General features: G+C 62.9%; 15 protein-coding genes. 4 read left to right on the plus strand and 11 right to left on the minus strand.

What is annotated here, in order from left to right:
* The first annotated feature begins 18 nt into the window (after window positions 1–18).
* The gene (locus tag AC1DWT_RS02235) at window positions 19–1,026 is read left to right on the plus strand and encodes an NAD(P)H-dependent flavin oxidoreductase (protein ID WP_477919529.1); all 1,008 of its coding nucleotides are present in this window, start codon (window positions 19–21) and stop codon (window positions 1,024–1,026) included.
* A gap of 161 nt (window positions 1,027–1,187) precedes the next feature.
* Here the strand turns inward: AC1DWT_RS02235 and AC1DWT_RS02240 are convergent, their stop codons facing one another.
* The 7 genes from AC1DWT_RS02240 to AC1DWT_RS02270 form a co-directional block, all read right to left on the minus strand.
* Window positions 1,188–2,135 (minus strand): ABC transporter permease, encoded by a 948-nt coding sequence (locus AC1DWT_RS02240; protein WP_378682295.1) that lies wholly within the window; start codon window positions 2,133–2,135, stop codon window positions 1,188–1,190.
* Window positions 2,136–2,335: 200 nt separating this feature from the next.
* Window positions 2,336–3,847 (minus strand): sugar ABC transporter ATP-binding protein, encoded by a 1,512-nt coding sequence (locus AC1DWT_RS02245; protein WP_095860519.1) that lies wholly within the window; start codon window positions 3,845–3,847, stop codon window positions 2,336–2,338.
* Window positions 3,844–4,992: a sugar ABC transporter substrate-binding protein gene (locus tag AC1DWT_RS02250; protein WP_179377500.1), complete on the minus strand. Its 1,149-nt coding sequence runs from the start codon at window positions 4,990–4,992 to the stop codon at window positions 3,844–3,846. Before AC1DWT_RS02250 ends, AC1DWT_RS02245 begins: the two co-directional genes overlap by 4 nt.
* 466 nt (window positions 4,993–5,458) lie before the next feature.
* Window positions 5,459–6,574 carry an acyl-CoA dehydrogenase family protein gene (locus AC1DWT_RS02255; protein WP_095860521.1) on the minus strand — a complete coding sequence of 372 codons (1,116 nt, stop codon included), beginning with the start codon at window positions 6,572–6,574 and terminating at the stop codon, window positions 5,459–5,461.
* A 176-nt stretch (window positions 6,575–6,750) separates the two neighbouring features.
* The gene (locus AC1DWT_RS02260) at window positions 6,751–7,692 is read right to left on the minus strand and encodes an SDR family NAD(P)-dependent oxidoreductase (protein WP_477919532.1); all 942 of its coding nucleotides are present in this window, start codon (window positions 7,690–7,692) and stop codon (window positions 6,751–6,753) included.
* 38 nt (window positions 7,693–7,730) lie between these two features.
* Window positions 7,731–8,936: a thiolase family protein gene (locus tag AC1DWT_RS02265; protein ID WP_373560130.1), complete on the minus strand. Its 1,206-nt coding sequence runs from the start codon at window positions 8,934–8,936 to the stop codon at window positions 7,731–7,733.
* A 10-nt stretch (window positions 8,937–8,946) separates the two neighbouring features.
* The gene (locus AC1DWT_RS02270) at window positions 8,947–9,354 is read right to left on the minus strand and encodes a Zn-ribbon domain-containing OB-fold protein (RefSeq protein WP_095860524.1); all 408 of its coding nucleotides are present in this window, start codon (window positions 9,352–9,354) and stop codon (window positions 8,947–8,949) included.
* A gap of 260 nt (window positions 9,355–9,614) precedes the next feature.
* Between AC1DWT_RS02270 and AC1DWT_RS02275 the strand changes: the two genes are divergently transcribed.
* Complete coding sequence (locus tag AC1DWT_RS02275) at window positions 9,615–10,814, plus strand: acyl-CoA dehydrogenase family protein (protein ID WP_095860525.1); 1,200 nt, start codon at window positions 9,615–9,617, stop codon at window positions 10,812–10,814.
* A 73-nt stretch (window positions 10,815–10,887) separates the two neighbouring features.
* On the opposite strand, the gene AC1DWT_RS02280 is transcribed toward AC1DWT_RS02275, so the two are convergent.
* Complete coding sequence (locus AC1DWT_RS02280; RefSeq protein ID WP_257015244.1) at window positions 10,888–11,712, minus strand: enoyl-CoA hydratase/isomerase family protein; 825 nt, start codon at window positions 11,710–11,712, stop codon at window positions 10,888–10,890.
* A gap of 145 nt (window positions 11,713–11,857) precedes the next feature.
* Here AC1DWT_RS02280 and AC1DWT_RS02285 point away from each other — a divergent pair, with 145 nt between their 5' ends.
* Window positions 11,858–12,115: a hypothetical protein gene (locus AC1DWT_RS02285; protein ID WP_073362261.1), complete on the plus strand. Its 258-nt coding sequence runs from the start codon at window positions 11,858–11,860 to the stop codon at window positions 12,113–12,115.
* A 30-nt stretch (window positions 12,116–12,145) separates the two neighbouring features.
* On the opposite strand, the gene AC1DWT_RS02290 is transcribed toward AC1DWT_RS02285, so the two are convergent.
* Window positions 12,146–12,532 carry a putative quinol monooxygenase gene (locus AC1DWT_RS02290; protein ID WP_143048772.1) on the minus strand — a complete coding sequence of 129 codons (387 nt, stop codon included), beginning with the start codon at window positions 12,530–12,532 and terminating at the stop codon, window positions 12,146–12,148.
* Between the two features lie 195 nt (window positions 12,533–12,727).
* On the opposite strand from AC1DWT_RS02290, the gene AC1DWT_RS02295 reads away from it, so the two are divergent.
* Window positions 12,728–13,477: an SDR family NAD(P)-dependent oxidoreductase gene (locus AC1DWT_RS02295; protein WP_073362265.1), complete on the plus strand. Its 750-nt coding sequence runs from the start codon at window positions 12,728–12,730 to the stop codon at window positions 13,475–13,477.
* 732 nt (window positions 13,478–14,209) lie between these two features.
* Here AC1DWT_RS02295 and AC1DWT_RS02300 read toward each other — a convergent pair.
* Window positions 14,210–14,467, minus strand: a complete 258-nt coding sequence (locus tag AC1DWT_RS02300) for a hypothetical protein (RefSeq protein WP_073362266.1) — start codon at window positions 14,465–14,467, stop codon at window positions 14,210–14,212.
* Window positions 14,464–15,639: an amidohydrolase family protein gene (locus AC1DWT_RS02305; RefSeq protein ID WP_073362267.1), complete on the minus strand. Its 1,176-nt coding sequence runs from the start codon at window positions 15,637–15,639 to the stop codon at window positions 14,464–14,466. The genes AC1DWT_RS02300 and AC1DWT_RS02305 overlap by 4 nt, the downstream gene beginning before the upstream one ends.
* Between the last annotated feature and the right edge of the window lie 953 nt (window positions 15,640–16,592).

The following is a 16,592-nucleotide window of genomic DNA, read 5'->3' on the forward strand; positions in this document are numbered from 1 at the left end:
CGACCGAGAGGACCCCCGATGAGTTTGCCCGTCTCCCTGAGCAGAGGCCTACGCCTGCCCGTAATCGCCTCACCGATGTTCATCGTGTCAGGGCCCGAACTGGTGGTCGCGCAATCGACTTCCGGTGTCGTCGGCTCCATCCCATCACTCAACGCGCGCCCACAGGCCGTCCTTGCAGACTGGCTCGCCCGAATCGGGGACGATCTGGCCGCACACGATGCCGCGCACCCCGACCGCCCATCCGCGCCCTACGCAGTCAACCTGGTCGTGCATCGCAGCAACGACCGCCTCGACTCCGACCTCGATACCATCGTCCGTCACCGAGTCCCGATCGTCATAACCTCACTCGGGGCCCGTCCGGAGGTCAACGATGCAATCCATTCGTACGGCGGGGTCGTCTTGCACGATGTCATCAACAATGCATTCGCGCATAAGGCCGTCGACAAGAATGCCGATGGCCTGATTGCCGTCGCGACAGGAGCCGGCGGACACGCAGGCACGCAATCGCCGTTCGCACTGCTCCAGGAGATCCGTGACTGGTTTGACGGGCCACTCGTGCTTTCGGGTGCGATCTCGCACGGGCGCGCGATACTCGCAGCCCAAGCCGCAGGCGCGGACCTTGCTTACATCGGCTCAACCTTTATAGCGACCGACGAGGCGAATGCCGATATCGCGTATAAGCAGATGATCGTAGACTCCACCGCCGCCGACATCGTGTACTCGAATCTGTTTACCGGCATCCATGGGAACTATCTGCGACCGAGCATCCTCGCGGCCGGTCTCGATCCCGACAACCTGCCCTCCTCCGATCCGACTGCTATGAACTTTGCGGAGAAGTCGCAGGTGAGTATCGTCAGTGAATCGAAACCGTGGCGCGATATCTGGGGTGCTGGGCAGGGCATCGGCGCGGTCAATTCAATTCAGCCAACCGCCGCTGTCGTGGACAGGCTGGTCGACGAGTACGCCGACGCACGGCGTCGACTGGTCGGCAGCAGCGAGTACGGGCGCCTGACGCAACCGTCCTAACCGAGCATTGCAGCGAAACTGACGGCACCGACCCCRTAYGGGGTCGGTGCCGTCAGTCGTTGGGGCATCGCGGCGAAACCGCGCGACACGGATGAACCGAAACGACGCCTCATCCCTGCCGGCGAGGGGTGAGGCGTCGTTGGGTGTGGCTGTCGAGGTCGTCAGGGACGTCGGCTCGGTGCTACTACCTGCGTGAGGCGACGCATCCAGCTTCCGGACGTGGGCATCCCCGACCGCGCCACGCGCACGGATTGGAACCCGACTGCGATCAAGAGCGCAACTCCGTTCGCTACCTCGGTCACCCAGAACGGCGCGCCACCGAGTTCGAGCCCTTTGACGACGATCGCGAGGGTGTAGACGGCGAGCAGTGTGCCCCACACGTTGTAGGTCCCCGGTTTGACCTGAGTGGAGCCGAAGAACATCGCGGCCGCCGCCGGGAAGAGATAGTGCGGGCCGATTGCAAAGTCTCCGGTACCCACGCGTGAGGACACAAGGACGCCTGCAATTCCTGCGAGCAGCGCGCTGGCGACGAATGTCAGGAAGATCAGTCTCCGCACCTGCAAACCGGCCAACCGCGCCGCCTCGGTGTTCCCGCCAATGGCGTAGAGGTAGCGGCCGAGTGGGGTGTGACGGAGCACGTACCACAGCACGACGGCGATGATGATCAGATAGTAGAAGACTACCGAGACACCGAAGATCTCGTTTTGCGAGAGGGCGAGGAAGCTCTGGGGCAATCCGAAGATCTGCTGACCGTTGAATGCGGCTGACCCGACTGCCTCAATCATCGACATCGTCGCAATGGTTGCGATCACCGATTCGATGCGGATGACGGTGATCAGGAATGCGTTCAGCACACCGATCAGTGAGCAGAAGGCGAGCGCGATCACGATCGCCGCCGGCCAGGGCACGCTCCCGCTGGTCATCAGCCACGCGCACACGAGCGAGCTGACGCCGACGGTCGCGCCGACGGTCAGGTCGAAGTTGTGCGTCGTATAGGGGATGAGGAAGGCCAGCGCGACGAGTGCGGTGATCGCCTGCTGGTACAGGAGCGATTTGAAGGTCGTCTCGGTGTAGAAGAGGTCGGGAATCCAGAACGCGAATACGATCATCGCGAAACCTGCGACATATAGGGCGCTGACCTTACTCGGCGAGAGTACGGACAGGACGTGCGAGAGTGTCTTCCGCGGTGGCGATGGCGTTTTCACGCCGTGATCGGGCAAGGGATCAGTGGTGGGCGTCGTTGTGGAGTCGTTGACGAGGTGTTCGCTCATGATGACCTATCGGAGAGTGCCGGGCCGGCTCGATGTGTTCAGGAAGCGCAGGAGGCAAGCAATTCGTGCTGGGTAAGACGATCGCCGGACAGCTCGTCGACGACCTTTCCTCGGCGCATGACGACAACGCGATGGCATACGTCCGGCAAGTCTTCCGGCTCTGCAGTACACAACAGGACCGCTGTGCCGTTGGCGGCCGATTCGCGCAACAGTTCGTAGATGGCGCTCTTCGCGCCCACGTCGATCCCTTGGGTCGGCTCGTCGAGGACGAGCACCTTCGGGTCGAGGCGTAGGGCGCGTGCGAGCAGGGCTTTCTGCTGGTTGCCGCCGCTGAGGGTCGAGATAACTCGCTCTGGGTCGGACGGTCGCAGGCCGACTGCGTCGATCCACTTTTGGGCTTCATTCGTCTCGGTCGCCCGACTGAGTGTCGCGTGGCGCCATAGCGGTCTCAGTTGGGCAAGTGTGATGTTCTCGCGAACAGTGAGATTCGGTATCACGCCGCGGCGCAGCCGGTCGCTCGGGACGACGGCGATGCCCTGATGTATCGATCGCCGAGGTGAATCCGCTGTGACCGGATGCCCGGCGATCTCTACTACTCCACTTGTTCGTGGATTGGCGCCGAAGACTGCGTCGGCGAGGAGCTCGCGGCCAGACCCCAACATTCCTGCCACACCGACGATTTCACCGAATCTTACGTCGATGTCGATGTCTTCGAGCCCGGGAGTGCGTAGTCCGCGGCATTGCAGTGCAATGCCGGAGCGCGGCGTGGCCAGGGAGCGCGGCGTGGACAGTCGGTCCCCGATCATCATCGTGACGAGTTCCTCGCGGGTGAGCACGTCCGTCTCGCGAGTGCCGACCAGACGTCCGTCCCGTATGACTGACACCCGGTCGGCGAACTCGAAGACCTCGTCGAGACGGTGGGTGATGTAGAGGACACCTGCCCCTCGTGCGACAACCGAGCGGATCGACTTGACCAGGACCTCGACCTCGTCGTGAGGCAGTGCCGCGGTCGTCTCGTCGAGGACCATGAGCCCGTACTCCGTTTTCCATCCCAGCAGACCGCGTGCGATTGCGACGATCGCCCGTTCACTGGCGGTCAGCGTGGTGATCGGCGCTTCGAGGTCGAGGTGGCCCAAGTCGAATCCGTCGAGAACTGACTGGACGCGGGCGCGGGCGTGGCGCCAATCAATCTTGCCGAAACGGTTGGTGCGGTAGCCGTGTGACAACCCTATGTTGTCGAGGATGCTCAGCGACTCCACTAGACCGAGGTCTTGGTGGACGAAGTGTGTCCGTGTGCGTGCCTCGGCGTTGAGTGGGAAGCCCGACTCTTGTCCGAACACCGACGCCGTGGCCCCGGGTTCGGGTGTATGGAATCCGGACAATACTTTGGCGAGTGTGGATTTGCCGGATCCGTTCTGACCCACGATCGCGTGGATCTCTCCGGAGCGGACTTTGAGGTTTACCGCATCGAGAACGGTGTTGCCGCCGAACGCCTTCGAGACGTTTCGGATGTCGAGAGCGAGCGGCACGGATTCAGGCGACTCATTCATTGTGGGGTGCCTTTCCCCCAGATTCGGGCGAAGTGCTCGTCCAGCTCTGGCAGGACGATCGTTCCTTCTTGGTTTACGTTGGCGCTACCGACATTCGCCGGGGTCAGCAACTGGGTGGGCATCAACCACTCGTCTGCCGTCTGCATGGAGCCGCCGAGCATGCCCCGTGCCAGCGCGTCGATCGCGACGTATGCCATGTACGGATGGGTGTAGGCGAGGTCGGCGGCCTCGGTACCCTGATTGAGGTATTGGATGTTGCTGGCTCCGGCGCTTTGGGTGGACAGCTTGACGTCGCTCAGGCCCGCGGCACGCAGTGCGTCGGGCACGCCTGTGACCATGTCTCCGAACGCCAGGAAGACGTACTTGACGTCGGGATGCGACTGCAGGTAGCTGACCACCGTGCCTGGCAGGTCTTTGCCTATCGACGAGAAACCTTTGACGTCGACGACCTCGACTCCGCATCCGGGGCACGTGTCGTTCAGGCGGGCGCGGTAGGTATCGCCGATTGCCGACAGCGTCCGCTGCACGGGGATTGTGAATACGACGCTTGATCCAGTTCCGTTGCTGTCGGCCACCATCCAGTCGGCCGCGTCCTCGGTGATCTGTTTGACTACCCGGCTCGACGACATGACGTTGACCGAGCGTGACGTCCACGCTGGGTCGTCCGTGATCGCGCCGAGCACGATCGGAACGCCGCGGCCGGCGATCTGGTCGAACTGGGCCTGCCACAGGCTGGGATCGCGGCTGTTGACGTAGAGTCCGTCAAGGTTGGGGTCGCGGGCGATCTCATCGAACGTGTCTGTGATCTTCTCCGACGTCGTGTCGACGTTGCGGATCTCCACTTCGATGCCGAGCTGTTCCGCCGCGTGTCGGAACAATGCGTCGTTGGCCGAGCCTTTCGCGGTTGTCGGCAAGACCACGACGATGCGCTTGCCGGCGGGGTTCCCGGGGAGCGGACCCGGGTCGTAGTCGACGGTTGGTGGCTGTTCGAGTTGGGCGACCCGTGCCCTCGCATTGTCGATGTTTTCCTGGGGTGTGGTCCCTCTGTCTGCACTGCTTCCGGAGCTCGAACATGCTGCGCTCGCACTGATCACCAGTGCTGCTCCCGTGATGACTGTGCCGATCCGGCGGCCGATTGTTCGCACTGCCACTCCTCTGAGTCGTTCTCGAGCCCAGCAGGCCGAGTGTGTCGTACGACACACTATGACGCCCGAGATCCACATGTCAAGTAAGTACTATCCTTCATTATCGAAATTGAAGTTTGGTGCTCAGCAGTCGTTTTGAGCGATCACAATCGAATCGAGTGGAGCGATAGTCCCACTTAAGAACTCCGCTCTCACGTCACGTGCAGTCGCCGAGAGAAGGCAGATACCAAAGGACGTCGCCGCGCAGCGCAGACGCCTCCCCGGACGATTCGTCGCGCGCGGGGTCGCGCTGGTTAGGACCATTCACGTTCGCTGGTCATCGGATTCGAGGCACATCCCGCGAGTTCCGCAAGGATGCTCGGACACCGAGAGGGTCGCACGTTGAAACCGCCTCGTCAGATGGCCGACGAGGCGGTTTCAACGTGCGAGAACTTCAGGCGCCCGAGCGTGTACCGATAACTGCGGATCAGATTCCGATACGGCTGGCGAGTTGTTCCCGATGGTAGGTCGGGTCACCGAACAGCAGTTCGCTCGTCTTGGCACGTTTGAAATACAGGTGCGCGGGGTGCTCCCAGGTGAACCCGATACCGCCGTGGATCTGGATGTTCTCGGCGGCCGCATGGAGGTATGCCTCGGAGCAATAGGCCTTGGCGAGGCTCGCGACCGCCGGCAGTTCGTCTTCCCCGCTGGCGGCGATCCATCCGCCGTAGTACGCGGCGGATTTTGCCGACTCGACTTCGAGCAGCATATCGGCGCACTTGTGCTTGATCGCCTGGAATGTACCGATGGGCTTGCCGAACTGCACTCGCGTTTTCGCGTACTCGACGGACATCTCCAATACGAATTGGGCGCCGCCGACCTGCTCTGCGGCGAGGGCCACGGCGGCCAGATCGAGCATGTGCGAGAGTGCGCTCCAGCCGTCTCCGTCCCGACCGATCAGCCGCGCGGGCGTCTGCGTAAACGTGATTCGGGCCTGCTTTCGCGTCTGGTCCATGGTTGTGAGCGGTTCCACCACGAGCCCCGGCGCCCCCGCCGCTGCCGCGAACACCGATACCCCGGCCGCCGTGCGTGCAGCGACGAGGATCAAGTCGGCGACCGCCCCGTCGAGTACATACAACTTCTCGCCCGTCAGTTGCCAGGAATCGTCCGTCTCAATGGCGCTCAGCTGTACACCCTCGGCATCCCAGCGTCCGGAATGTTCGGCGAGAGCGACTGTCGCGATGGTTTCTCCCGAGGCGAGGCCTGGCAGGTAGTCCGCGCGGGCGCTGTCGTCGTCGACGGCCAGCAAGAGGTTCGTGGCGAGCGCGACGGTTGAGAAGAATGGTCCGCAGTACAGCGCCCGTCCCATCTCTTCAAACACGAGGACCAGTTCTGGGTAGCCGAATCCACCGCCTCCGAACTCCTCGGGGATTGCAAGCCCTTGCAAGCCCATCTGTTCGGCTGCCTGTCGCCATACGGCGGGGTCGTAGCCCTCAACCGTCTCCATCAGCCGGCGGACCTCCGACTCCGGCGACTTCGCCTGCAGGAATCTGCGGACGGTTGCGCGCAGTTCCTCCTGGTCGGCATCGAAGGTGAAGTTCATTGCTGTCTCCGCTTCCTACGGTCGAATGTCGGGGACCGCCCGCGGCTGGTCCACCTCTCCCCCGTCGTACGGGGTTCACAAAGCCTGTCCGGATTCGCTGGACGGTGATCGAGCGGTCACGCGGCCAGCGGCTGCCCCGGGCCCCGTCGAATTCGCTGGCAGGGCCCGGGTGCGTACTACTGCTTGGGCAACCGCGCGTACCCTCGCGGTCCCTCGTACACGTTGGACCCGACGTCCTTGAACAGTCCGCCGTGCTCGGCAACCAGTTCGTCGATTGTCCACTGACCGTCCTTGACGATCAGGTCGGCCACATGGGGCAACCTGACGTGTGCAAYGATCCCGCCGTACACGATGAAGGTCTGGCCAGTGATTTCGGCGGCAGCATCGGTACCGAGGAACGCGACGAACGGTGCGATGTTCGACGGATCCATCGCGTCGAAGACACCGTCGACGACCTTGAATTCGCCCGCACGGTTCGATCCGTCGAAGGTCGTGGTGGTCAGTCTCGTTCGCGCGCGCGGTGCGATCGCGTTGACCGTGACCCCGTACTTGGCCGTTTCCTTTGCCACCGCGATGGTGAACGACACGATGCCCAACTTTGCCGCGTCGTAGTTCGACTGGCCGGCGTTACCGAACAACCCCGACTCGCTCGTGGTGTTCACGATCGCGCGGTGCTTGGTTGTACCCGCTTTCGACTGCTCGCGCCAATGCGCGGTTACCGCGCGCGTCGGCAGGTAGTGGCCGAGGATGTGCACATCGATCACCGACGCCCACTGCTTTGGTTCGGAGCTGAATACCATGCTGTCGCGGAGGATTCCGGCGTTGTTGACGAGGATGTCGACGTCGCCATAGGTTTCGAGCGTCTGCTTGACCAGTCGCTCGGCCCCGGCCGGATCGGCGACGTTGTCGAAGTTCGGTGTGGCCTCGCCACCGAGCGCGCGAATCTCGTCGCACACGGTCGCAGCGGGCCTTTCGTCGCTGCCTTCGCCGTTCCAGTCGCCGCCCATGTCGTTGACGACGACCTTCGCGCCTGCCGCGGCCAATGCGAGGGCTTCCTCACGTCCGATGCCACGTCCAGCACCGGTGACGATTGCTACCTTGCCGTCGAGCTGTCCCATGTTCTGTGTCTCCGTTCTCGGTTCGGGTGAAAATTGAATTACGCTGCGCGTTCGAGGATGTGGATGCCGCATGCGGAACCCAGCCCGATGACATGGGCGAGGCCGACCCGTGCACCGTCGATCTGACGTTCGCCTGCCTCGCCGCGCAGGTGGGTGGCGACCTCGTAGAGGCCGGCCACGCCGGTGGCTCCGATCGGGTGGCCCTTCGAGATCAGGCCGCCGGAGACGTTGACCGGGGTCGATCCGTCACGGCGCGGTGCACCCGAGTCGATGAACTCGCCGGCGCCGCCGGGCTCGCACAGGCGCAGGTTGTCGTAGTGCACCAGCTCCGCGGTCGCGAAGCAGTCGTGCAACTCCACCAGGTCCAGCTCGGCTGGTCCGACACCGGCCACCTCGTAGGCCTTGTCGGCTGCCTGGCGGGTGAGTGTGTTGATGTCGGGCATCGCGTGACCGGTTGGGGTGTAGGGGTCGGTCGTGAGGATCGAGGCACTGATCTTGACACTTCGGTCGCGTTGCGCGGCGTCGAGGGACCGACGCTTCTCGTCCGAGACGAGCACCAGGGAGGCCGCTCCGTCCCCGGTGGGGCAACACATGAGGACGCTGTTGGGATAGGCGATCATCTCGGCGGCCATGATCGCTTCGACGTCATAGACATCGCGGTACTGGGCGAGCGGGTTGAGCGAGGAGTGGTAGTGATTCTTCTCGGCGACCTTGGCGAACTGCCGGAATGTGACGTCGTGCTGGCGGGCATAGTCCATGCCGGCCTGGGCAAACACCCCCGGCATGAGGCCGGTCCCGAGGATCCCTTCGGTTCCCATTACCGCGTCAAATCGGCCACCCGGGGTATACACTTTGCGGTCGGAACGAGCCTTTGCGCCCGCCCCGAGCATCCCCATCTTGCCCATCTTCTCAACGCCGACGACGAGCGCGACATCGGCCTCGCCCGCCTGGATCGCCAGGTGGGCGGCTCGCACGGCCGTCGCGCCCGTCGCGCAGGCGTTGAAGACGTTGTACGTCTCGATTCCCGTTTGACCGATCTGCTTTTGGATTCTCTGGGCGACCATCCCGCTCGACTCGTAGGCGTTACCCACGGCGAAGACCTGAACGTCGCCCATCGTCATGCCGGCGTCCGCGAGCGCGGCCTGTGCTGCGGTGGCACCGAGATCGATCAGGTCCATGTCCGGGAGACGGCCGAACCGTGTCATTGCTGCACCGACGATCCAGGTGGATTGCTTACTCATCAGTCGAACTCCCTCACTGTTCCTGGATGTATCCGAATGCGACGGCCTCCGTGCCGTCGTCGTCCACGCCGGCCACGAATGTTGTGAGCCGGACACGCCCGCCGATGTTCACGGCGTCAGGGTCCGGCTGGACGTCGACGAGGTTGGCCTTGATCACTCCGCCGCCGTCGAGTTCGACCACCGCCGAGACGTACGGCGCGGGCACCTTCGGCGCCGCGCGGTGCACGATCGTGTAGCTGCGGATGTAGCCGGTGTTCGCGACCGGGTGCCGCTCGAATTCGGTTGCACTGCAGCGTGCACAACCATTCCTGCGATCGAAGAACAACGCGCCGCACGCGACGCAGCGCTGCGCGACCAGGTGCGGTTCATCGTCGAGCACCAGATAGCCGACCATGGGGATCTTGGCAGTTGTTACGGTCATGACCTCATCCTAGGTAGTAAAGTAAGTACTCCACAACTATAAGTTTCACGCAGCTGCGGACCCAGACCTTCGGCGGTGGCAATTCTCACTTCGGGACGTGGTGCACAGACGTGCGGAAACACCGACTCGAGGGTGCACGATCGGGCGACTCAGCAGATTCCGACACGTTCGATGATTGAGACAGAGAAGCGCACTGCTGTAGTGTCTACTTTCATTCGTCGACGGGACGATCGAACTCCGGAAAACTTGGGAGCGACGCGGTGACCCTCGAAATTGAGCTCGGCCCCGAGGCCGACATTTTTCGCGCAGAAGTGCGGAACTGGCTAGAGACCAACAGACCTGCCGAACTGATCGGCGTGGACCCCGACCATGCCACGACCGCCCAGAATGCGGCATTGGCCGACTGGGCCGAAACTGTCCACCGGGCCGGTCTGATGTGCATTTCATGGTCGGTTGAACATGGCGGGCGAGGCCTCTCCTCTATCGAGATGTCGGTATTGGACGAGGAATTCGCACGGGCTGATGTCCCACGACCGACCCGCGGCGTCGGCGAATGGCTGGTCGCGCCTGCGATCATGGCCTGGGGTACGGACGAGCAGAAGAAGTACTTTCTTCCGCGGATTCTCGATGGCACCGACGTTTATTGCCAGGGGTTCTCCGAGCCGGAAGCCGGCTCAGACCTTGCCTCACTCCGTACGGCGGGGCGCATAGACGGTGATGAGATCGTCGTGAGCGGACAGAAGGTGTGGACGTCCGGCGCCACTCGCGCGAACATGCTGTTCTGTCTGTGTCGCACCGACCCTGATGCTCCGCGGCATCGCGGGATCTCCTACGTACTGATCCCGATGCGGCACCCGGATGGCTCGGCGAACGGTATCGAGCTACGCCCGATCCGACAGATGACCGGCGACTCCGATTTCACGGAGACGTTTCTCGATGAAGCGCGTGCGCCCGTCGACAACATCATCGGAGGCGTGAACAACGGGTGGAACGTCACGATGACGACGTTAGGGAGCGAGCGTGCGGGTAGCACAACAACGCAGCACCTTCCCTTTGCACGCCAGTTGCGGATGGCGATTGAGCTCGCACAATCCAATGGGACCAACACCGATCCGGTAGTACGCCAGCAGCTTGCGTGGGCTCATACGCATGTCGAAATCATGCGATATCAGGGCCTAGCGTCCCTCAGCGACGCGATCGCAGGTCGTACGGCCGGTGCACGAGCATCGATCATCAAGATGTTCTGGTCGGAGTATTCACGCGTATTCCTCGATCGGATGGCGAATGTGCGGGGGGCGGAGGCGATGATCCTCCCGATGCAGTCGGCCGGTCGGTACGAACCGGACTATTGGACGGCGAGCATGCTTCAGAGCCGTTCGAGCACGATCTGGGGTGGCACGGCTGAAGTCCAGCGCAACATCGTCGCGGAACGCGTACTGGGACTTCCACGCGGAAACTGACGCCTGTCCGGCGTCGGGGATGGCGGCTTCCGAAACCTTCGAATTGCCGCCGTCCCCTACGTCGGTCGCCTTGTTACGATCGCCCCGGCCAGGCGCCGGTGAACCGTGGGGCGCGCTTCTCGACGAACGCCGCCCGTGCCTCAGTTGAGTCACTCGACCCGAGATTGTCGATCTGCGCCATCGATTCACGGTCGAGACTCTCGTCGAGCGATGACGACCCGCCTGCAGTCAACAGGCGCTTGGTGACCAGCTGGGCGATCGGCGCGCCGAGCAGAAGTCGCTCGACGAGTAGGTCCATCGCCTCGTCCAACGCCCCGTCCGGTACCACCCGATTCAGCAGACCCAGTTCTCTGGCTTCCGCGGCCGACACGATGTCACCGGTCAGGCACAGCTCCTTCGCACGGTGCAATCCGATCAGCCGCGGAAGGATCCACGATCCACCGCAGTCGATCGACAATCCGCGGCGTACGAAGATTTCGGAGAATCGACTCTTTTCCGTCGCTACGGTGAGATCGCACGCCAGAGCGAGGTTCATACCCGCCCCCACCGCGTCGCCGTCAACCCTCGCAATGGTGACTTTCGGCAGACGATGCAGCGCAAGCACAACGGAGTTGATCACCTCCATCTGGCCCAGCGGGTGCATCCGCGGCGACGGGGCAGCGAGATCCGCACCCGAGCAGAACGAGCCCCCCGCACCGGTGAGGATCACGATACGGATCGCCGGATCGAGAGCGATCTCGTCGAGGACGGCTCGGAGCTCCTGCCACATCGCCCAACTCATCGCATTCTTACGGTTCGGCTTGTTCAACGTCACGGTGACGACTTCGGCGTTTCGGTTGTCCCTGGCGAGGAGGATCCCCGTCTCGGTGGGGGTCGCGGTTTCGGTTGTTGTGCTCACGGCATCTCTTTCTTCACAGATTGGTCGCTCACCGACGCCTACGGCCGCGGGCGTCGAAGCGATTGGCATCAAACCGATGTTATCGAAGTAACTACTATCCGTACTAGACTGAGCGGGTACTAGCCCCCGCAATAGAGGTGGAACCGTGAAGTTCGTCGTCATCGCGACTCCCGTGCCGTCTGTCGACCGCACTCCCCTACAGGCAGAGGAGACTCGCGCCGTGCAGAGCCTGCACAGCCGAGGTGTCATCGAACGCGTGTACTCGCGAGTCGATGGCGCGCAGTCGTACACGTTTGTCGAGGCAGAGTCGGCCGCGGCGGCGCGAGCCGAGATCGAACACCTGCCCTTCTATATCGCCGGCGCGATGACCGTCGAAATCCACGAGGTCAGGCACGTTCTGTAACTCGACACATCGCACGATCGGGCGCAGCCCTCACTCCCCCGTGACGAGGCGGGCCAGGTCGAGACCATGCCCGAACAGCGGTCGACAGGTGATCACCTCGAAAGGCACCGAGATCAAGGGCGCAAGGCGCCCCCGGAGTTCGGCACCGTTGTCGCGGTGGAGATCCCGATCATGCGGGCTCGCCCACAGTTCGTAGAGCCACACGTGTTGATCGTTCTCTTCGTCCACCTGGACGGTCTGGACCAGCGTACCGGGCTCAGTCGCGTCGAGCGCGACAATCTCCCGCAGTATCTCGAGCACCGCGTCGCGGTTCGCGTCGTCAACCGTGACGCGGGTGAGTGTCACGAATGCGTCGGGATGGTGAACCATCAATGCCTCCATTGCCGCCGCGCCGTGCGCGGTGTCGCCAAGTTCCATGGACCACACTAAGTATAGTGCCTACTTGACTTGTCTGCGACGGCGTCATTAGGCTCGGTTTTCCAGCGGCGTGGGTACAGAGCGGGACGACTATGGCCGGCACACCGGCGAGTCGATCATCGCACCGGAGTCGCCTCGCCATGCTCCGGTCCGCCGCGAAGCCACTACCGTTGCGACAGAACAGGAGATATCCCAATGGGGAGGCTCGAAGGTAAGGTCGCCTTCATTTCCGGCGCCACCCGCGGTCCAGGACGCCGCCACGCTGTCCGACTGGCTTCCGCCGGCGCCGACATCGTCGCTGTCGACGCGAGCGGTCGGATCGACACCGTCGACCATCCACTTGCAACTGTGGACGAGTTCGAGCGGACGATCGCACAGGTGGAGGAACGGGGGCGCACAATTGTGGCGTCGTTTGTCGATGTTCGCGACCGTCAGGGCCTGCGCGCAGCGGTCGACGATGGGGTCCGAAGACTCGGACGCCTCGATCTCGTCGTCGCCGTCACCGGCAACCTGCCAGTTGCCGGCGCCGATAGCCGGGCAAGATTCGTCGACGCCGTGGACGCAGACCTCATCGGGGTGATGAATACCGTGGCGGTGTGTCTGCCGCACCTGAAGCCGGGTTCGTCGATCGTCGTTGTCATCACGTCGGCGGCGCCGGGCACCGCGAGGGGCACGCCAGCACCTGAACCTACGGGTCGGACATGGGCGCGACGGGCGGTCATGCGTTATGTCGACGCCCTCGCCCGACAGCTGGTTCCGCACGGAATCCGAGTCCACACTGTGCACGAGACCGTGGGGGAATGCGGGCGCGACAGCGACAATACGTTCAGCGAGGTGGCATCTACCCGAGCGGAGCACGAGGTGGGAATCGTCCGTCGAGCAGCGGACAATTGCGATCCGATCGGCGGCAGGCCAGGTGAAGCCGATCTCGATGTCCTTCCATGACGAACGTCGCCCGGCCTGATCGAGGCGATGGCGTTTGATGAGTCACGCGCTGCGCCCATTGGTGGTCGATCCTGCCCAGGCTCACGTTGCGCTCCACCGTAGCGCGGTCGTTGGTCGCCATCGAGGTTGCTCGGCTCGCTTTCACCCGGGGTCCTCGCAGACCACACCGTAGCCGAGGCATTGGCTGCAGTTGTCGACTGCTTTTGTCTGCCTGCCGGACAAGGTCGGGCGCACGACCAGCGGTGAGTCTGAGTTTGCCAGGCTCCCGCTCCCGTCCCCCTCGGCCAGGGCGCGGAGGATTCGGGTGGCGGTGATGTTCTAGCCGGTCGCTGGTGGGCCTCAGTTTCGGAGATCGGTTTGACCAGGGCATCCACTCGGCCTGGAAATGCTCCGGCCGAGCTCTAGGGCAGTCACACAGGTCATCCATTCGCTGCTCTGAGTCATCGACCTGATCGGACCCTCGGGCTGACGGAAGTTCGCCGACGACGGTGGCGGCGGCGCCGGATTGCCTCGGCGCTGCCGCAACCGTCGACGTATGAGAGTCGGCGAAACCTGCACGTCGCAGAACGGGCGGATTGGACCGTGCTTGATGCTCAGCTCCAGAGGGGCCGACGCGCGCTTTCCTCCCATTTGTGCGACCAGCCTTGAACACAATCGGTAGAGCACTCACCGGCGGGGTCGCGTAGACCGATCGGCCGCGCCGAACACACGTTTACGCTGGAGTCCTTCTCGCTAGGGTTTAGCCAGTGCGGTTGGCCCGTGCGCTACGGCGTCGCGACAGCTCAGGAGGGCGTCGAGGCGCCGCTGCGTGCGACCGATGTCGTCGGCAGGTGGGTGGGACGTGTTGCGTAGGTCATCGAGTCGTTGCCGACATGCGGCTATCTCGGCGTCGAGGCGGGTCGCTGCCTCATCCAAAGTGAGCAGGTCCTGATCGTCCCAATCAGATTCACCGAGCATCTCTTCGGCCGGGATCACCGTTTCCTCACTCATGCGCGCGGGAATCGGAAGAGTTCGCGGGCATTGGTCTCGACGATCTGGTGCACTTCGTCGGATGGCACGGCGTGGCACATCTCCTCGACGATCTTGCGGCTGTTCGGCCAGAACGAGTCCGAGTGCGGATAGTCGCACTCCCACATCAGGCGATCGACGCCGATCGCGTGGCGGTTGTCGATGCCGTACTGGTCGACGATGAAGCAGCCCCAGATGTTCCGCCGGAACAGTTCGGAGGGACGCACACTCTGGTTGATGTTCTGATAGAACCGATGCCGCTCCCAGATCAGGTCCGCGCGCTCCAGTAGCCACGGGATCCAGCCTGTCCCCCCTTCCGAGAGAGCGACCTTTAGATTCGGAAACGTGTGAAACACCGGAGAGAAGAGCAGATCCGAAGTCGCGGCCATCGAATTAGTCCCCATCAGATTCATCATGACGGCCATGGGTGCGTCGTCGGACGTTCGCTGCACCTGACCCGATGTCCCGAAGTGAAGATTGATCACGATGCCGCGTTCCTCCAGGACCGCAAAGAGCGGGTTCCAGTGCGTGGAGTGGAACGAGGGATAGCCCAGCTTGGCTGGATTCTCCGGAAGCGAGATCGAGCGGATGTCGTGGTCGGCGATTCGATCGAGTTCAGCGATCGACTCATCGAGGTCCCAGAATGGCAGAATCGCCATCGGGATGAATCGGTCCGGATAGGGGGTGAACCACTCCTCGATCACGAAGTCGTTCCAGGCCCTGATGCAGAGTCGGGCGAGTTCGCGATCGGCGAGGGTGCTGAAGAGGGTGCCCGCAAAACGCGGAAACGATGGGAACAGCAGAGCCGCCTGCACACCGTCGACATCCATATCGTTGACCCTCGCCGCCGGGTCGTAGCAGCCTGGCAGCATCTCGTCGAACCGGACCGGGTCGGTGCCGAGTTGATCGCGCGGCTTTCCGGCCACGGCGTTGAGTCCGAGCTCGGGATAGATCTGTCCGTCGAGCTGCCACACCTGACGGCCCTTCGAGACCTTCTGCCCGAATCCGTAGGAGTCGATCTCGTCGCCGGTCGTCTCCACGATCATCGGTCCAATGTCACGGTATTTCTGCGGCAGGCGGTCTCGCCAGACATTGGGGTGCTCGATGAGATGGTCATCGACTGAGACCAGGTGCATGTGTGATTCGAGTGGCATGAAGTCTCCTTTTGCCAAGCAGAATTGTGTGGGGGTCTGTTCGACTCGAAATATGGTGCCGATCACACATGTTAGACGTTTGTGGTCTATATCATCAAGGGCTGCTGACGCTTTCATGTTCGCAAGCACAATCGAAAAGCACGGTGTCAGCTTTCAAGACGGGCGGGTGAATGATGTCTTCGTTTGATGCTGGCGGAGTTGACCGCGCTGCGAGCAGTTGAACCTTCCTGATATCCACTGCGGGGAGTTGTCCGGTGGGTGCGCTCGCGGTCGATCGGATCCGATTTGATGCTTGCGTTCATGCCCGGACATTCCGTTGAGGTCTGCTGTTGTCGCACGCGGGAATCGTTCGGCAACTAGGTGTTTCACTCCAGATGCCAATTTGGTGGCGAGCACGGCATGAGCTGGCCGTGTTTTCGTGGGATATGCCGGCGACAAGTCCGGCATCCGCGGATCGCGACCAGATCATCACCGCCACGTCTGTCACACCACTGAAATGAAGCACAGTTTGCGTCAAAGGCGTTCGCGTCTGCTGGCGCTCCCCCTCCGGATCAACCGCGGCACCCTACCGAGGGTTTCGCGCGTACGGGTGCAGCCGCCACCAAGCCCGTATCACTCTCATTCAACCCGGAGYCGCCGTTGGTGGTGAACCTCGTCGGAGCTGCGGCTCGGCGTCAGCAAGCGCAAAGCCATCCCACGCGGCACCGTCGGGTCCGCCCCGCGGAGGGACCCGACGGGATGAGCGCGTTCGTCAAGGAACGACCAGTGGCGCACTACTTCGCGCGACCCAGAAGGTCGCCTCCGCGATCAGGAAGGTATGTCGTCCAACATCTTCAACGTCATGCCACTAGAAGAATCCGGCCACTCGGTGTGCTCTAGCGGTAGGCCTCGATCGAGCGCGGCCATCACGGAGAGCCCATAGATGTGCTCGGAGGAGGTGACACCTTGTTGAA

The organism is Rhodococcus sp. P4_B6, assembly GCF_056402215.1.

Excerpts from the sequence above, each read along its gene's own strand:
- AC1DWT_RS02295 (WP_073362265.1), top strand. The coding sequence starts at position 12,728 with ATGGGGAGGCTCGAAGGTAAGGTCGCCTTCATTTCCGGCGCCACCCGC.
- AC1DWT_RS02305 (WP_073362267.1), bottom strand. The coding sequence starts at position 15,639 with ATGCCACTCGAATCACACATGCACCTGGTCTCAGTCGATGACCATCTC.
- AC1DWT_RS02270 (WP_095860524.1), bottom strand. The coding sequence starts at position 9,354 with ATGACCGTAACAACTGCCAAGATCCCCATGGTCGGCTATCTGGTGCTC.
- AC1DWT_RS02255 (WP_095860521.1), bottom strand. The coding sequence starts at position 6,574 with ATGAACTTCACCTTCGATGCCGACCAGGAGGAACTGCGCGCAACCGTC.
- AC1DWT_RS02235 (WP_477919529.1), top strand. The coding sequence starts at position 19 with ATGAGTTTGCCCGTCTCCCTGAGCAGAGGCCTACGCCTGCCCGTAATC.
- AC1DWT_RS02290 (WP_143048772.1), bottom strand. The coding sequence starts at position 12,532 with ATGGAACTTGGCGACACCGCGCACGGCGCGGCGGCAATGGAGGCATTG.
- AC1DWT_RS02300 (WP_073362266.1), bottom strand. The coding sequence starts at position 14,467 with ATGAGTGAGGAAACGGTGATCCCGGCCGAAGAGATGCTCGGTGAATCT.
- AC1DWT_RS02240 (WP_378682295.1), bottom strand. The coding sequence starts at position 2,135 with ATGATCGTATTCGCGTTCTGGATTCCCGACCTCTTCTACACCGAGACG.
- AC1DWT_RS02245 (WP_095860519.1), bottom strand. The coding sequence starts at position 3,847 with ATGAATGAGTCGCCTGAATCCGTGCCGCTCGCTCTCGACATCCGAAAC.